The organism is Solwaraspora sp. WMMA2080 (assembly GCF_027497395.1).
Taxonomy (GTDB): domain Bacteria; phylum Actinomycetota; class Actinomycetes; order Mycobacteriales; family Micromonosporaceae; genus Micromonospora_E.
Genome location: NZ_CP114910.1, coordinates 3,855,492 through 3,871,268 on the forward strand (window position 1 = coordinate 3,855,492; position 15,777 = coordinate 3,871,268).

At 72.1% G+C, this 15,777-nt stretch carries 15 protein-coding genes; 6 read left to right on the forward strand and 9 right to left on the reverse strand.

The genetic code is table 11. From position 1 onward, the window contains the following. Positions 1-28: 28 nt before the first annotated feature. Positions 29-514, reverse strand: a complete 486-nt coding sequence (locus tag O7543_RS17565) for a CarD family transcriptional regulator (protein ID WP_123603804.1) — start codon at positions 512-514, stop codon at positions 29-31. 328 nt (positions 515-842) lie between these two features. Here O7543_RS17565 and O7543_RS17570 point away from each other — a divergent pair, with 328 nt between their 5' ends. Further along, the gene (locus O7543_RS17570; RefSeq protein ID WP_281552828.1) at positions 843-1,628 is read left to right on the forward strand and encodes a hypothetical protein; all 786 of its coding nucleotides are present in this window, start codon (positions 843-845) and stop codon (positions 1,626-1,628) included. A gap of 26 nt (positions 1,629-1,654) precedes the next feature. On the opposite strand, the gene O7543_RS17575 is transcribed toward O7543_RS17570, so the two are convergent. Genes O7543_RS17575 through O7543_RS17585 form a run of 3 tightly spaced genes read right to left on the reverse strand, consistent with a single transcriptional unit; the run spans position 1,655 to position 4,698 of the window. After that, complete coding sequence (locus O7543_RS17575; protein WP_281552827.1) at positions 1,655-2,755, reverse strand: type III polyketide synthase; 1,101 nt, start codon at positions 2,753-2,755, stop codon at positions 1,655-1,657. Beyond that, the gene (locus tag O7543_RS17580) at positions 2,749-3,918 is read right to left on the reverse strand and encodes an acyl-CoA dehydrogenase family protein (RefSeq protein WP_281552826.1); all 1,170 of its coding nucleotides are present in this window, start codon (positions 3,916-3,918) and stop codon (positions 2,749-2,751) included. Before O7543_RS17580 ends, O7543_RS17575 begins: the two co-directional genes overlap by 7 nt. A gap of 42 nt (positions 3,919-3,960) precedes the next feature. Next, entirely contained in the window at positions 3,961-4,698 is a 738-nt protein-coding gene (locus O7543_RS17585) for a methyltransferase domain-containing protein (protein WP_281552825.1), read from the reverse strand. 47 nt (positions 4,699-4,745) lie between these two features. On the opposite strand from O7543_RS17585, the gene O7543_RS17590 reads away from it, so the two are divergent. The 4 genes from O7543_RS17590 (at position 4,746) to disA (ending at position 9,171) form a co-directional block, all read left to right on the forward strand. Next, positions 4,746-5,585, forward strand: coding sequence for a UbiA family prenyltransferase (locus O7543_RS17590; RefSeq protein ID WP_281552824.1), 840 nt, complete (start codon positions 4,746-4,748; stop codon positions 5,583-5,585). 147 nt (positions 5,586-5,732) lie between these two features. Beyond that, a complete protein-coding gene (locus tag O7543_RS17595; RefSeq protein WP_281552823.1) occupies positions 5,733-6,419 on the forward strand; it encodes a hypothetical protein in 687 nt (228 codons plus the stop codon). Positions 6,420-6,430: 11 nt separating this feature from the next. Next, a complete protein-coding gene (gene radA / locus O7543_RS17600; protein WP_281555809.1) occupies positions 6,431-7,885 on the forward strand; it encodes a DNA repair protein RadA in 1,455 nt (484 codons plus the stop codon). A 59-nt stretch (positions 7,886-7,944) separates the two neighbouring features. Continuing rightward, the gene (disA, locus tag O7543_RS17605; protein ID WP_281567160.1) at positions 7,945-9,171 is read left to right on the forward strand and encodes a DNA integrity scanning diadenylate cyclase DisA; all 1,227 of its coding nucleotides are present in this window, start codon (positions 7,945-7,947) and stop codon (positions 9,169-9,171) included. Positions 9,172-9,276: 105 nt separating this feature from the next. Here disA and O7543_RS17610 read toward each other — a convergent pair whose 3' ends face one another. From O7543_RS17610 to O7543_RS17620, 3 genes are all read right to left on the reverse strand, one after another. Next, positions 9,277-10,032, reverse strand: coding sequence for a hypothetical protein (locus O7543_RS17610; RefSeq protein ID WP_281552822.1), 756 nt, complete (start codon positions 10,030-10,032; stop codon positions 9,277-9,279). A 66-nt stretch (positions 10,033-10,098) separates the two neighbouring features. Further along, positions 10,099-10,659, reverse strand: a complete 561-nt coding sequence (locus tag O7543_RS17615; RefSeq protein ID WP_281552821.1) for a peptide deformylase — start codon at positions 10,657-10,659, stop codon at positions 10,099-10,101. Next, complete coding sequence (locus O7543_RS17620) at positions 10,656-11,168, reverse strand: ACT domain-containing protein (protein WP_281552820.1); 513 nt, start codon at positions 11,166-11,168, stop codon at positions 10,656-10,658. Before O7543_RS17620 ends, O7543_RS17615 begins: the two co-directional genes overlap by 4 nt. Positions 11,169-11,359: 191 nt before the next feature. On the opposite strand from O7543_RS17620, the gene O7543_RS17625 reads away from it, so the two are divergent. Then, complete coding sequence (locus O7543_RS17625; protein ID WP_281552819.1) at positions 11,360-12,256, forward strand: A/G-specific adenine glycosylase; 897 nt, start codon at positions 11,360-11,362, stop codon at positions 12,254-12,256. Between the two features lie 125 nt (positions 12,257-12,381). Here the strand turns inward: O7543_RS17625 and O7543_RS17630 are convergent, their stop codons facing one another. Both O7543_RS17630 and O7543_RS17635 read right to left on the reverse strand, forming a co-directional pair. After that, positions 12,382-14,913, reverse strand: a complete 2,532-nt coding sequence (locus tag O7543_RS17630; RefSeq protein WP_281552818.1) for an ATP-dependent Clp protease ATP-binding subunit — start codon at positions 14,911-14,913, stop codon at positions 12,382-12,384. A gap of 497 nt (positions 14,914-15,410) precedes the next feature. Then, on the reverse strand, positions 15,411-15,761 hold the full coding sequence (locus O7543_RS17635; protein WP_123603817.1) for an Lsr2 family protein: 351 nt from the start codon (positions 15,759-15,761) through the stop codon (positions 15,411-15,413). Between the last annotated feature and the right edge of the window lie 16 nt (positions 15,762-15,777).

A 15,777-nucleotide genomic window follows, 5' to 3' on the forward strand; every position in this document is an offset into this window, starting at 1 on the left:
AACAGACTATCTATGGGTGGAGAGTTGCCTACGCGTCGGTGAGCACCTTGTCGAGCAAGGTCTCTGCCTCGTCCTTGGTGCTCTTCTCCGCAAGCGCGACCTCGCCGACCAGGATGTCCCTGGCCTTGGCGAGCATGCGCTTCTCGCCTGCGGACAGCCCCCGCTCCCGCTCCCGACGCCACAGGTCACGAACGACCTCGGCGACCTTGAGCGGGTTTCCGGATGCCAGCTTTTCGAGGTTGGCCTTGTATCGCCGCGACCAGTTGGTCGGCTCCTCGGTGTGCGGGGCGCGGAGGACATCGAAGACCTTGCCGAGGCCTTCTTCGCCAACCACTTCGCGCACGCCGACGATCTCGGCGTTCTCGGCGGGAACTCGCACCGTCAGGTCACCCTGCGCAACCCTGAGGACGAGGTACTGCTTCTCCTCGCCCTTGATGACACGAGTCTCGATTGCCTCGATGAGTGCGGCCCCGTGGTGGGGGTAAACAACGGTCTCGCCGACACTGAAAACCATAGGTTCGAAGCCCCTTTCGCTGTGTCTAGGGTAACACGCTCAGGCACCGATGTCCCGTCACAGTCCGAGCCGTAAGCGCAGGTCAGAGGGGCTGTGAGAGGTCTTTCTCGAGCTTGACACGCAACCGCCAGTAGGTTTTGAACACACTAAGTAACAACCAGATCAGCAGTCAGCTAACTGGTCGGACGTGCCAGATGGGACGCGTTTCGGCACTTCCAGCATATCGTCCGGCCGGTTCCCGTGCCCCAGCACTGGCGGAACCAGGTTCGTTGCGAGACCCTGATACCTAGACCCCGATCGACCCGGTGGGCGAGCGGCTGGGGGTGCTGTGGGCAGGACAGGCAACAACGGTGATGGGTGGTCGGACGGCGCCGGAGCGCCCGACGACCTGCCCGAGATCCCGCCCGAGTGGGGCCCGATCGTCATCCCGGACGATCCCGGGGCACTCGCCGAGGAAGCGGCGCAGGTCCGCCGGGAGCTGCACCGCACCCGTCGGCGGGACCACTGGCACCGGCGGTTCGGCATCCACCCCGGCGACACCGGCCGGGCCGGCGGCAGCGGGCACCGCCCGCACGAGATCGCCGCTCTCCGGCTGCCGTTGATCATCATGCTGCTGGCGGTCCTCGCCGCGATGATCAGCATGTTCACCGTCGCCTGGTCCGACCGGCCCCAGTCCACCGCCAGCCCGGCACCGTCGGCCCCCGCCACGCTGCCCGACCGCCCGCTGCCCGCACTCGACCTGATCGACGGCTCCGGCACCTCGGTCCCGGTCCGGTCGCTGCTGCCGGCGGCGTTCCTGCTCGTCGAGGGCTGTGAGTGCGCCGACCAGATCACCGCGGCGGCGGCCGCCGCCCCGGCCGGAGTCTCGGTCGTCGCGGTCACCAGCGGCGCCACCAGCCCCGGCACCCTGCCGCCGGTGCTCGCCGACCGTCTCGACACCCATCTGCTGGCCGACCCGGCCGCTGGAATCCGCAACTTCGTCGACGTCCCGGCGACCGCCGGCACCGCCACCGCGCTACTCGTCACCGAGACCGGCGAGGTCATCCGGCTGGTGCCGCAGGCCGACTCGGTCGAGACGTACCGCGCCGACCTGGCCCTGCTGGTCGGCCCCTGACCCCGCCCGCCGCCGCGCGCGGCGGGTCAACGGCCGAGCAGCGCCGCGTAGAGCGTCAGGCCCGGACCGAACGCCAGCATCACCACGTGACGCGGCGGCGGTCCCGCCCGGCGTAACCGGTCCAGGATCAGCAGTACGGTCGGCGACGAGCAGTTGCCGTACGCCGCCAACGTCTCCCGGGACGCCGACATCGCCGCGTCGGACAGGCCCAGCTCCCGCTGCACCACGTTGAGGATGCGCGGCCCGCCCGGATGCACCGCCCAACCGTCCACCTGCGACACGGTCAGTCCGTGCCGGGCCAGCAGATCACCGACCAGCGCCCGTACGTGCACCGACAGCACCTGCGGCACCCGGGGCGACAGACCCATCCGGAACCCGAGATCGGTCACCTCCCAGGTCATGTGGTCGGCGGTGGAGGCGTCGGTGGCCGACACGACCTCCCGTACGGCGTAACCGCCGGGCGGCGGCGGGCCGCCGGCCCTGCCGGTCGGCACCAGCACCACCGCCGCCGCCGCGTCGGAGAACAACGCGTGCGCCACGATCTGCTGAGTGTCCACCCGGCGGGCCGGCGGCTGGATGTGCAGGCTGGTCAGCTCGGCACAGAGCAGCAGCGCCGGCCGGCCCCGGGCGGTGACGAAGTCGGCCGCCGCGCCCAACCCGGGCAGCGCCGCGTAGCAGCCCATGTGCCCGACGAACAACCGCTGGGTGTCGGCGGCCATGCCGACGTCCCGGGCCAGAATGATGTCCAGGCCGGGCGTGGCGTACCCGGTGCACGAGCAGACCACGAACAGACCGATCTCCCCGGCGGTCAGCCCGGCCTGGGTCAGCGCCCGGTGCACCGCCTCCTTGCCCAGCGGCAACGCCTCGATCTGGTAGCGGCGCATCCGGCGCTCGGTCGGCCAGTCCGCGACGTCCTCCAGCAATGGGCTCACCGCCGCCTGCCGGGTGCGTACCCCGGAATTGGCGAAGATCCGCTCCGCGAGCGCTCGGGTGCCGCCGTCGTACCGCGCCGCGAAGAAGTCCCGCCACAGCTCGTCCTGGGTGGCCGACGGCGGCAACGCCAGCCCGAGCCCGACCACCGCGGCCGACGACCGGCCCGCCACCGGCTCCGGCGACCGGCTCACCACCGGGGTGCCGATCCGTCGCGGTCCGGGTCCCCGCCGATCGTCGCCACGCCGAGCCAGTCGGCACAGACGTCCGACGTCGGCGGGTGCAGCGCACCGCAGCGGGCGTCCCGGTAGAGCCGTTCCAGCGGATGCCCGCGGCGGGTCGCCGAGGTCCCGGCCGCCTCCAGCATCGACGACGCCACCTCGGCCGCTGTGCCGCCGGCGACCAGCTTGGCCCGCCACACCCACTGGTTGGTCGTCGGGTCGCCCGGTTCGGCGTCCACCCGGCGGGCCGCCTCCCGCACTGTCAGCAACGCCGCGGCGGCCGCCGCGTCCGCCCGACCGATCCGGGCCCGGACCGCCGGAAGGTGGGTCAACCCCCGCTCGGCGAGATGCTCCACCGCCGCGTCCACCGCCGCCCGGGCCACCCCGGCGTACACCGCCGCGTAGCTGGCCACCATCCAGTGCGGCATCAGCTGGGCCACCACCAGGGCCAGCCCTTCCACCCCGCCGAGCAGGGTCTGCGGGCCGACGGTCACGTCCAGGTGCAGGTCATGCGAGCAGGTGGCCCGCATCCCGAGCGAATCCCAGCTCTGCTCCACCCGCAGGCCGGGCGTGTCCGCCGGGACGAGGAACTGCGAAACCACCGACTGGTCGTCGGCGTGCCGGGCGGCGACCAGGTACCCCGAGGCGTGGCCGGCCCCGGAACAGAACGCCTTGGCCCCCTTGATCTGGTATCCACCGTCCACCCGGTGGTAGACGGTGGACAGCTGGGAGAGCCGGGAGCCGGCCCCCCGTTCGCTCATCGCCACCGCGTACCAGGCGCCGGCGGCCGCGTCGGCGAGCAGCTGGTCCCGGGCCGCCAACGCCTCGTCCGGCAGCCCCATCGCCTCGGCGAGGTTGTCGTCGACCGCGCCCAGTGCGCCGGTCACCGAGGCGTGCATGTTGAACACCAGCGCGGTGGCACCGTTGCCCCGGGCCAGCTCGTACGCCACTTCGGCGTAGTCGGCGAAGTCGGCGCCCCGCCCGCCCAGCCGCTGCGGGACCATCAACCCGAACAGCTGTTCCTGCCGCAGGTCGGCGAAGTCCGCCACCGGAAAGGTGCCGGCCCGGTCGTGATCACCCGCCCGCGCCGCCAATCGTGGCACCACCCGCCGCGCCGCCGCCAGTGCATCCGCAACCATTGCCGCCCCTTCCGCCGTCGACCTGCCCACCTGCTCGTCCGCTCAGCCCACCTTGACCCCCCTGCCTTGGTAGAGCACCGAGGTGGACCAGGTCGGCACCATCCGCCGCCGGGGTTTCCAGAGTGCCTGTTCGGGAGCCGATCGGCGGAGCGGCGCGCGCACCAGCCAATCGATCAGGCTGAAGACGCTCGGCCGGAGGCCGCGCACCGCCAGCCGTACGCCGTGCCGGGCGCACTCGGCGACCAGCCGCTGCGGACGGACGAACAGCGCGGGGTCGTGAATGCCTCGCGGCGCGACCGGCAGGCGTTCGCCCAGCTCGACCGCGATCAGCCGGCTGGCCAACGTGGCGTTCAGGGTGTCCAGCACCAGCAGCCCACCGGGCCGCAGCACCCGGCACGCCTCGGCAACCGCCGCCGACAGGTCCGGTACGTGCTCCAGTAGTTCCCCGGCGGAGACCACGTCGGCCATCCGGTCGGCCAGCGGCAGCCTGGTCGCGTCACCACGTACCGGGTCGACACCGTGCCGGGCCGCCAGCCGCAGCGCCGAACCGACCAGGTCGACCCCGACGTGCCGGTAGCCCTTGCCACGCAGGTGAGGGGCGAGCAGGCCGGCCCCGCAGCCAATGTCGACCAGCACCGCCCCGGGCCGGGTCGCCGGTGGGATCAGCCGGGCCCGCGCCTCGGCGATCCAGCGCAGCATCTCGAACGCGCCGGCCGGCCGCCACCACTCGTCGACCAGCACGTCGTACTGGCGGGGATCGTTCGGCGGCAGGTCCGGCATTGACTGAGCGTGGCATGACCAGCCGGTAACGGCCACACTTGGCGGATATGTCGCGCCGCGTGTCCGCATTGATCAAGGCCAGCCACCCCGAGCCGGCGGTTGCGGTCACCACGGTGACCGCCCTGCTGGCCTGGGGCGTCGGTCACCGTCCGGGTGGGATCGTGCTGGTCGCCGCCACCGTCGCGGCCACTCAGCTTGCCGTCGGCTGGACCAATGACTGGCTGGACGCCGGTCGCGACCGGCAGGCCGGACGGGCCGACAAGCCGGTCGCGACCGGCGTGGTCAGCCGGCGCACGGTGGGCGTCGCCGGTCTGGCCGCCGCGCTGGCCACCCCGCTGCTGGCCGGGCCGACCGGGCCGGCGGCGGCGCTGTGCATCACCGCCGCGCTGATCAGCGCGCTGGCCTACAACTGGCCGTTGAAGTCCACCGCCGTGTCGGTGCTGCCGTACGCGTTCTCCTTCGGAGCGTTGCCCGCCTTCATCGTGCTGGCCCTGCCGGGTGCGCCCGTGCCACCGGCCTGGCTGGTCACCGCCGCCGGGCTGCTCGGCGCCGGGGCGCACTTCGCCAACGTACTGCCGGATCTGGCCGACGACGCCCGCACCGGCGTGCGGGGTCTGCCGCACCGGCTCGGGGCCACCGGCTCGGGGGTCGCGGCGGCCGGGTTGCTCTTCGCCGCCACCGTGACGCTGGTCGTCGGCCCACCCGGGCCGCCGTCGTGGGCCGGACTCGTCGCGGTCGCCGGCACTGCGATCATCCTGCCGACCGGCTGGTACGCGGCCCGGCGGGCCGCCCGGCGGGCCGGCCGGTCGGACGGCGTGTTCCGGGCGGTGCTGGTGGTCGCGGTGATCGACGTGGTGCTGCTGGTGGCCAGCGGCCCGGTCGGGTGAGCGCCGTCGGGCCGGCCCGGTCGGGTGAGCGCCGTCGGTCACGGATTAACGGATTATCGGGTCCGTGGCGGGGCGCGGATCACCGCCAACTACCCTGGAGCCGGCCTGCGCGGGGCTCGTCGCCGCGCCGTGACAAGGAGGACCGACGTGACGCCCTCGACCAGGGGACACCGCCGAGTCGCGGTGCTGTTCGCCGGCGCTGCCGTGGCCAGCGGCCTGCTGCTCAGCGGCTGCGGTGCCGGCCAGCTCGCGGAGACCGCGACCAAGGCGACGGCGATCAACGGAGTCAACCTCGAGTCGCCGGACGGCGCGGTGTCGGTACGCGACCTCTCGGTGCCCTACCCCGGAGTGGAGGGCTACCCGGCCGGCGGCAGCGCGCCGGTCGAGGTCGGGCTGTTCAACAACACCAACGACCCGGTGACGGTACGGGTCAGCGCCGTCCCGGTCACCGACGAGGACCGGGCGACGGTGGTCGGGGCCGAGACGGTGGTGATCGGCGGCTCCGAGCAGGCCGGCGGGCCGACCCCGTCGCCGGAGCCGGGCACCGCCGAGGTGCCGCAGCCGGACCCGGGCACCGCCGAGGTGCCGCAGCCGGACCCGGGCCGGGACGCGATCGTCCAGCTGCCGGCCAACGGGTGGGCGCTGTTCAGCACCGACGACACCGAACCGCTGCGGGTCACCGGCCTGGCCGGCCCGCTCGCCGCCGGGTACTCGGTGAACCTGGCCTTCGAGTTCAGCACCGGCGGCGCGCCGCTGGTGGTGGCCGCGCCGGTGGACATGCCGCTCACCCCGGCTCCCCGGGCGCCCGCCGAGCACGACGAGGAAGAGCACTGAGCTCGCGGTCGATCCCCCGGGGTGCCGGCGGCGGGACGGGACGCGGCAGCGCCGCGCCGCGCAGCCGGGCCGCGTCGCGTGAGCCCCGGCCCGCGTACGAGTGCGACGCGTGCGGGCACCAACCACCCAAGTGGGTGGGCCGGTGCCCGGAATGCGGCGAATGGGGCTCGGTGATCGAGTCGGTGGTCAGCGGCCCGGTGGTCTCCGGCCGAGTCGTCAGCACCCGGATGCCGACCGAACCGGCCCGGCCGATCGCCACCATCAGCGCCGCACCCGCCAAGGCCCGGCCGACCGGCGTCGGCGAACTCGACCGGGTGCTCGGCGGCGGTCTGGTACCCGGCGCGGTGGTGCTGCTGGCCGGCGAGCCCGGCGTCGGCAAGTCGACCCTGCTGCTCGACGTCGCCCAGCAGTGGGCCGCCGGTGCCGGTAGTCCGTCGCTGGTGGTCAGCGGCGAGGAGTCGACCAGCCAGGTACGGCTGCGCGCCGAGCGGATCGGCGCGCTGCACGAACGGCTCTACCTGGCGGCGGAGAGCGACCTCGGGGTGGTCCTCGGCCACCTCGACGCGGTCCGGCCCGGTCTGCTGGTGCTCGACTCGGTGCAGACCATCTCGATGCCCGGTTCGGACGGTATCCCCGGTGGCGTCACCCAGGTCCGGGCGGTCACCGCCGCGCTGGTCGCGGCGGCGAAGGAACGCAACATCGCCACCGTGCTGGTCGGCCACGTCACCAAGGACGGCCAGGTCGCCGGCCCCCGGGTACTGGAGCATCTGGTCGACGTGGTGCTGCACTTCGAGGGCGACAAGCACTCGTCGCTGCGGATGGTCCGCGGCATGAAGAACCGGTTCGGCGCGGCCGACGAGGTCGGCTGCTTCGAGATGCACGAAGGCGGCATCAGCAGCCTGCCCGACCCGTCCGGGCTGTTCCTCACCCGCTACACCGAGCCGGTGCCCGGCACCTGCGCCACGGTGGCGATGGAGGGCCGGCGGGCCCTGGTCACCGAGGTCCAGGCGCTGATCGGGGCGACCGTCGCCGGTTCGCCCCGGCGCACCGTGTCCGGGCTCGACGGTGCCCGGCTGGCGATGGTGCTGGCGGTGCTGCAACGGCGTACCGAACGGCTCACCCTGCACGACCGGGAAGTGTTCGCGGCGACGGTCGGCGGCATCCGGGTGGTGGAGCCGGCCGCCGACCTCGCGGTGGCGCTGGCGGTCGCCTCCGGCGGGCTCAACCTGGCCGTCTCCCCGCAACTGGTGGCGATCGGCGAGGTCGGGCTCACCGGTGAGGTGCGCCGGGTCGGCGCGGTCGCCCGGCGGCTCGCCGAAGCCGCCCGGCTCGGCTTCCGGTACGCGCTGGTGCCGCCCGGTACGGCCGGTTCCGGCACCGACCCGATGCCGCCGAACATGCAGATCACCGAGGTCAACGACGTACGGGCCGCGTTGCAGGCCGCCGCGCGCGCCTCGGCCGGCTGATCTGGTACGGCAGTAACCGCGAGAGCACCCACCGCATGGCGGTCCGTAGACTGTTGCCCGTGGCGATCGACCGCGATGCGAACAAGACTGCCAGCGCCGGCACCAGTGGCGGCTCGGCCGGCCGGGTCGGTGCCGTCGGTACCCCGGCGCGCACCGGTGCCGTCGGCACCCCGGCACGCACCATCAGCGCCGGCACCTCGGCGCTGACCAGCCCGGCGGCCACCGGGGATCCGCTGCGGGCCAACCTGGCGCTGATGGCACCCGGCACCGCGCTGCGCGACGGGCTGGAGCGGATTCTGCGTGGCCGGACCGGCGCGCTGATCGTCCTCGGCTACGACAAGCAGGTCGAGTCGCTGTGCACCGGGGGCTTCCCACTCGACGTCGAGTTCTCCTCCACCCGGGTCCGCGAGTTGTGCAAGATGGACGGTGCGGTGGTGCTGTCCAGCGACGGCACCCGGATCGTGCGGGCCGCTGTGCATCTGATGCCGGATCCGTCCATTCCGACCGAGGAGTCCGGTACTCGGCACCGCACCGCCGAACGGGTCGCCCGACAGACCGGGTACCCGGTGATCTCGGTCAGCCAGTCGATGCGGATCATCAGCCTCTACGTCAACGGTCAGCGGCACGTACTGGACGACTCGGCCGCCATCCTGTCCCGGGCCAACCAGGCGTTGGCCACCCTGGAGCGGTACAAGCTGCGGCTGGACGAGGTGTCCGGCACGCTCTCCGCCCTGGAAATCGAGGATCTGGTCACCGTCCGCGACGCGGTCGCGGTGGTGCAGCGGCTGGAGATGGTCCGGCGGATCGCCGACGAGATCGCCGGCTACGTCGTCGAGCTGGGCACCGACGGCCGGCTGCTGGCACTGCAGCTCGACGAGCTGATGGCCGGCGTGGACGCCGATCGGACCCTGGTGATCCGCGACTACCTGCCCACTGTGCGCAAGGCGCGGACCCTGGACGAGGCCCTGGTCGAGTTGGACCTGCTGACCGCCACCGAGCTGATCGATCTGGTCGCCGTGGCCAAGGCGATCGGCTACGCCGCCTCCACCGAGGCGCTCGACGCGGCGGTGAGCCCACGCGGTTTCCGGCTGCTGGCGAAGGTGCCCCGGCTGCCGGTGTCGGTGGTGGACCGGCTGGTCAACCACTTCGGCAGTCTGCAACGGCTGCTCGGGGCGACGGTGGAGGATCTGCAGGCTGTCGACGGTGTCGGCGACGCCCGGGCGCGCAGCGTACGGGAGGGGCTGTCCCGGCTGGCCGAGGCGTCGATTCTGGAGCGCTACGTCTGACGCGCTACGTCTGACGCGCTACGTCTGACGCGCTACGTCTGACGCGCTAGGTCGCAAGCGTGCCGCAAACGGCGTAGCTCGACGAAGGGACGGATGTACCGGTCGTCAGCCGGTGATGGTGATGACGAACGGCTCGCTGACCTTCGAGCCGAGTCGGGCGAAGAGCTGGTACTCGCCGGCCGCCGGATGGTCACCTGCCGCGACGTTGTTGGCGCACTCGCTCGCCGCCCGACCGTTCCAGGCCACCTGGTAGTCGCGGGCGCTGCCAGGCCCGAAGGTGCGCACATCAGTGCCCCGGGCGGCTCCGCAGGTGTCCGACGACCAGATCAGCTCCGCACCCCGCTTGAGGTACAGCTCCTGCGGGTCGGCGCCCACATCCCGGTCGCAGGTACGGCTGGAGACGTTCTGCACCCGCAGCTGCATTGCCAGGGTAACGCCCTTCTGGGCGGTGGCCTGCGAGGCTGCCGCGGTCAGCAGGATCTCGTCGTCGGTACAGGTGCCGGCGGCCGGACCGACCGGGCCGCCAGGGGCGTTCTGGTCACCGCCGCCGGTCGTACCGTCGTCGCCGGTACCGCCGCCGGTGCTGCCACCGCCGGCGTCGCCAGCGTCGCCGTTACCGAGGGTGTCGGGGTCGTCGCCGTCAACGGAGTCTGAGTCGTCCTCCGGCCCCGGGGACGAGGTGGTCGGGGTGAGCACCTCACCGGACGGGGTCGGGGTGGGATCGGCCTGCGACCGCCCGGTCTGGTCGGAGCCGATGCAGGAGTACGCCACGATGAACAGCAGGAGCAGCAGTGCCCCGAGCACGACGGCACGCCGCCGCCAGTAGATGGCGGGTGGCAGCGGGCCAACCGTCAGTCGCATGATGGCACACCGTATCGGCAAGACCGGACCGATCGGCCGCGACGCGCCGAGGCCCGGGGCACCCGCTCAGAGATATGTCTTGCGCGGGAAGACCGCGTGCGCCCCGGCCACCCGGTCCAAAAACAGCAGACCGGCACAGTGGTCGATCTCGTGCTGGGCGGCCCGCGCCTCGAACCCGTCAGTGACCAGGCGTACCGGCTCACCGGTGCCGGGTAGTTGCGCCTCCACCACGACCCGGGTGGCCCGTTTCACGTCACCGGTGAGATCCGGCACCGACATGCAGCCCTCCCGGCCCGGCCGCCACCGAGTCGCCTCGAGCAGCCGGGCATTGCACAGGACGAACGTGCCATGCCCGGTGACCGTCTTCGGGTGCCCGGTCACGTCGACCGCGAAGACCTGCGCGCTGATCCCGATCTGCGGCGCGGCCAGGCCGACACAGCCGGGTGCGACCCGCATCGTGGCGACCAGGTCGGCGGCAACCTGGACCGTATCGGCGGCGCACGGATCCACCGGCTCACCGGCCCGGCTGAGCACCTGGTCGGGCGCGGCGACCACCGGGACCACCCGCCCCGGTACGCCGAGCGCCGTCTCGGTCCAGTCGGCCAGGGTACGGCTGACCGTGCTCACAGCACGTCCGAATCGACCGACCGGAGGGTCACCTCGACGTCGAGCGCCCGGGCCGTCTCGGACAGTCGACGGCCGACCTCGGCTGCCGTCCCGGCTGGCAGCTCGACCTCGGCGACCAGCACGTAGAGCGGGCCGGTCAGCCGGGTGGTCAGGTCAGTGACGTTGCCGCCCGCCTCGGCGACCACCCGGGTCACCGCCGCGACGATGCCGAGCCGGTCGGCGCCGTGCACACTGAGCAGGTGCGGTTCGCCGCCCGCCGGCTGCTGACCCTCCGCCGGGACCGGCCGTACGGTGGCCAGCAGCTGGCCGTCGGCGGTGAGCGGCCGCAGTGCCTGTTGCACCGCGGCATCGGCCGGACCGGCGCAGACCAGGGTCATCGCGAAGTGGCCGCGCAGCCGGGTCATCGTCGAGTCGGTCAGATTGGCGCCGAGACCGGCCAGCACCTCTGCGACGTCCGCGACGATGCCGGGCCGGTCGCGCCCGATCACGGTGATCGCGAGTTCGTTCATGCCAGCAGTCTGCCCGACCGGGTGCCGGGCCGACCGGTCGGCCCGGCACCGTCTCCCGTCCGGTGACGGCCTGGGGCAGGACGGCCTGGGGCAGGACGGCCTGGGGCAGGACGGCCTGGGGCAGGGACGGCCTGGGGCAGGACGGCCTGGGGCAGGGACGGCAGCCACGGCATGGCAGGATCGGCGGCGCCATGCGTGACGTGAGTTTCGCCGACACGGCGATCGAATGGTTCGACCGCAACGCCCGTGACCTGCCCTGGCGGGAGCCGGGGGTCGGTGCCTGGGCAATCCTGGTAAGCGAGGTGATGCTGCAGCAGACCCCGGTGGTCCGGGTACTGCCGGCGTGGCACGCCTGGTTGGACCGGTGGCCGGACCCGGCGGCGCTGGCCGCCGACTCACCGGCCGAAGCGATCCGGATGTGGAACCGGCTCGGCTACCCGCGTCGCGCGTTGCGGCTGCATGAGTGCGCCACGGTGCTGACCGAGCGGTACGACGGCAAGGTGCCGACCGGTCTGGACGAGTTGCTGGCGCTGCCGGGAGTCGGCACCTACACCGCCCGAGCGGTCGCCGCGTTCGCCTACGGTCAGCGGCATCCGGTGGTGGACACCAACGTCCGGCGGTTCGTGGCACGGGCGGTCGACGGGGCGGCCGACGCCGGGCCGGCGACCCGCCCGGCCGATCTCGTTGCCACCGCCGCGTTGCTGCCGGCCGAGCCGGCCCGGGCAGCCCGCGCCAGCGCCGCGTTCATGGAGTTGGGAGCGGTGGTCTGCGTGGCCCGGACACCACGCTGCGGGGTGTGTCCGGTGGCCGGCCGCTGCGCCTGGCGGGCCGCCGGCCGGCCGGCGGCGAGCGGGCCGAGCCGCCGATCGCAGCGGTACGCCGGCACCGACCGGCAGGTCCGTGGCCTGCTGCTGGCGGTGCTGCGGGAGGCGACCGGGCCGGTGCCGCAGCAGCGGCTGGACGTGGTGTGGGGCGACGATCTGCAGCGCCGTCGGGCACTGGCCAGTCTGATCGAGGACGGCCTGGTGGAGCCGGTGGCCGACGACGGCGCGCCGCCGATCGGGTACACGCTGGCCGGTCAGGGCTGACGGCCTCCGAGCTGACGCCGGGCTGTCGGCTCTCCGGGCTTCCGGGCTGACGGCCGAGGCCGTAGACGCAGTGCGGCGCCGACGGCTTTCACCGTCGGCGCCGCACTGACAGTCGGCTACCGGTCCTACTCGTCCGCGCCGGCCGCCGTGGCACCGCCGAGGTCGGCGGGAACCGCATCCGGTACGGCGACCGGACGGTCAGCGCCTTGGAAAACGAGCTTGGACTTGTCGATGTCGTCCGGGTCGCCCTCGCAGTCGATGACCACGATCTGACCCGGCTTGAGCTCGTTGAACAGGATCCGCTCCGACAGGTTGTCCTCGATGTCGCGCTGGATGGTGCGACGCAGCGGCCGAGCCCCCAGCACCGGGTCGAAGCCCTTGTTCGCCAGGTACTTCTTGGCGTTGTCGGTGAGCTCCATGCTCATGTCCTTGTTCCGCAGCTGGGTCTCGATCCGGGAGATCATGATGTCCACGATCGACAGGATCTCGGTCGGGTTCAGCTGGTGGAACACGATGGTGTCGTCGATCCGGTTGAGGAACTCCGGCCGGAAGTGCTGCTTCAGCTCGTCGTTGACCTTCTGCTTCATCCGGTCGTAGTTCGAGTCGGAGTCCTCCGACGCCTGGAAGCCCAGCGACACCGCCTTCGCCACGTCCCGGGTGCCCAGGTTCGTGGTCAGGATGATCACCGTGTTCTTGAAGTCGACGATCCGCCCCTGACCATCGGTGAGCCGCCCGTCCTCCAGGATCTGCAGCAGCGTGTTGAACACGTCCGGGTGGGCCTTCTCGATCTCGTCGAACAGCACCACCGAGAACGGCCGACGCCGCACCTTCTCGGTCAGCTGCCCGCCCTCGTCGTAGCCGACGTACCCGGGCGGGGCACCGACCAGCCGGGACACCGTGTACCGGTCGTGGAACTCGGACATGTCCAGCTGGATCAGCGCGTCCTCGCTGCCGAACAGGAACTCGGCGAGCGCCTTCGACAGCTCAGTCTTACCGACACCGGACGGGCCGGCGAAGATGAACGAGCCGGACGGCCGCTTCGGGTCCTTCAGGCCGGCCCGGGTCCGCCGGATCGCCTTCGAGACCGCCTTGACCGCGTCGGACTGGCCGACGACCCGCTTGTGCAGCTCGTCCTCCATGCGCAGCAGTCGGGAGGTCTCCTCCTCGGTCAGCTTGTAGACCGGGATGCCGGTCCAGTTGCCGAGCACCTCGGCGATCTGCTCGTCGTCGACCTCGCTGACCACGTCGAGGTCGCCGGCCTTCCACTCCTTCTCCCGCTGCGCCTTCTGCCCGAGCAGCTGCTTCTCCTTGTCCCGCAGCTGCGCGGCCCGCTCGAAGTCCTGCGCGTCGATCGCGGACTCCTTGTCGCGACGCACCTGGGCGATCCGCTCGTCGAAGTCACGCAGGTCCGGCGGCGCGGTCATCCGACGGATCCGCATCCGGGCGCCGGCCTCGTCGATCAGGTCGATCGCCTTGTCCGGCAGGAACCGGTCGGAGATGTACCGGTCGGCCAGCGTCGCGGCGGCCACCAGGGCGGCGTCGGTGATGCTCACCCGGTGGTGCGCCTCGTAGCGGTCGCGCAGGCCCTTGAGGATCTCGATGGTGTGGGCCAGCGACGGCTCGCCGACCTGGATCGGCTGGAACCGACGCTCCAGCGCGGCGTCCTTCTCCAGGTGCTTGCGGTACTCGTCGAGGGTGGTCGCCCCGATGGTCTGCAGCTCGCCTCGGGCCAGCATCGGCTTGAGGATGCTCGCCGCGTCGATCGCACCCTCGGCCGCACCCGCGCCGACCAGGGTGTGGATCTCGTCGATGAACAGGATGATGTCGCCCCGGGTGCGGATCTCCTTGAGCACCTTCTTCAGGCGCTCCTCGAAGTCACCGCGGTAGCGGGAGCCGGCGACCAGCGCACCGAGGTCGAGAGTGTAGAGCTGCTTGTCCTTCAGCGTCTCGGGCACCTCGCCCTTGATGATCTTCTGGGACAGGCCCTCCACCACGGCCGTCTTGCCGACGCCGGGCTCGCCGATCAGCACCGGGTTGTTCTTGGTCCGGCGGGACAGCACCTGCATGACCCGCTCGATCTCCTTCTCCCGGCCGATGACCGGGTCGAGCTTGCCCTCCCGGGCCGCCTGGGTCAGGTTACGGCCGAACTGGTCCAGCACCAGACTGGTCGACGGGGCGGCTTCGCCCGCTGCGGCGCCGGCGGCCGCCGGCTCCTTGCCCTGGTAGCCCGACAGCAGCTGGATCACCTGCTGGCGCACCCGGTTGAGGTCGGCGCCGAGCTTGACCAGCACCTGGGCCGCGACGCCCTCGCCCTCACGGATCAGGCCGAGCAGGATGTGCTCCGTGCCGATGTAGTTGTGGCCGAGCTGCAGCGCCTCCCGCAGCGACAGCTCCAACACCTTCTTGGCCCGCGGCGTGAACGGGATGTGCCCGCTCGGCGCCTGCTGGCCCTGGCCGATGATCTCCTCGACCTGTTGACGCACACCTTCCAGCGAGATGCCCAGGCTCTCCAGGGCCTTCGCCGCCACGCCCTCACCCTCGTGGATGAGGCCGAGCAGGATGTGCTCCGTGCCGATGTAGTTGTGGTTGAGCATCCGGGCTTCTTCCTGAGCCAGGACGACAACCCGTCGCGCTCGGTCGGTGAACCGCTCGAACATGCCCTCGTGCTCCTCACGTGCCGTGCGCCAGTGGTCTTGGCGGGCCAGCGCACGAGCCTCCAGGCGGAAGCTCGTGCCATCACTCTATCGCCGTGGGCCGACTCCGCTCCTGCCGTGTCGGGCCGGAGCAGGGGCGATCCGCAACGTTTACCCCAACTGTGCCGGGTCGTTGGCTGTTCCCCGAGGCTCCGGCGCTACGCGGTGAGCGAAATCCGCTCGGTCCGGTGACCGGGCGCGGCATCGGCCAACCGGAACGCGCCGTCCGTACCGCCACCGCCCCACCGGTTGTCCACAGGCCTGTGGACAACCGGTGCACAGGCTGTGGACAACCCGCCACGCTCTGGCCGGAGCAGTAGACCGGCCGGCCCCCGGCAGGATCGCGCTGCAACCGCCAGACCCCAGAAACGGACACGAGGTACGGATGAGACATCCGTACCTCGTGTCACTGGCTCCGACTGGCCGACGAGGGCTGGCCGGGACCGGCACGCCTGGGACGATCAGCGCCCGGCTTTGGCGTGGTACTCGTCCACGATCTCCTGCGGGATGCGCCCGCGGTCGGAGATCTCCTTGCCTTCCTTCTTCGCCCAGGCCCGGATCGCCCGGTTCTGCTCACGGTCGGCGGCGGCACCGCCCCGACCCCGCGCGGCCCGACCACCCACGACCACGCCACCGCGGCCGATCTTGGTACCGGCAGCCACGTACGGAGCGAAAACCTGCCGCAATTTGTCCGCGTTCTTCTCCGAGAGGTCGATCTCGTACTGGACGCCGTCGAGGGCGAACTTGACGGTCTCGTCGGCGTCGCCGCCGTCCAGATCGTCGACCAGCTTGTGAATGATCTGCTTGGCCACAGGCCGTTGTCCTTCC

Coding starts and splice junctions, on each gene's coding strand:
- O7543_RS17565 (WP_123603804.1), bottom strand. CDS start 514: ATGGTTTTCAGTGTCGGCGAGACCGTTGTTTACCCCCACCACGGGGCC.
- O7543_RS17580 (WP_281552826.1), bottom strand. CDS start 3,918: ATGGTTGCGGATGCACTGGCGGCGGCGCGGCGGGTGGTGCCACGATTG.
- O7543_RS17585 (WP_281552825.1), bottom strand. CDS start 4,698: ATGCCGGACCTGCCGCCGAACGATCCCCGCCAGTACGACGTGCTGGTC.
- O7543_RS17590 (WP_281552824.1), top strand. CDS start 4,746: ATGTCGCGCCGCGTGTCCGCATTGATCAAGGCCAGCCACCCCGAGCCG.
- O7543_RS17610 (WP_281552822.1), bottom strand. CDS start 10,032: ATGCGACTGACGGTTGGCCCGCTGCCACCCGCCATCTACTGGCGGCGG.
- O7543_RS17620 (WP_281552820.1), bottom strand. CDS start 11,168: ATGAACGAACTCGCGATCACCGTGATCGGGCGCGACCGGCCCGGCATC.
- O7543_RS17625 (WP_281552819.1), top strand. CDS start 11,360: ATGCGTGACGTGAGTTTCGCCGACACGGCGATCGAATGGTTCGACCGC.
- O7543_RS17630 (WP_281552818.1), bottom strand. CDS start 14,913: ATGTTCGAGCGGTTCACCGACCGAGCGCGACGGGTTGTCGTCCTGGCT.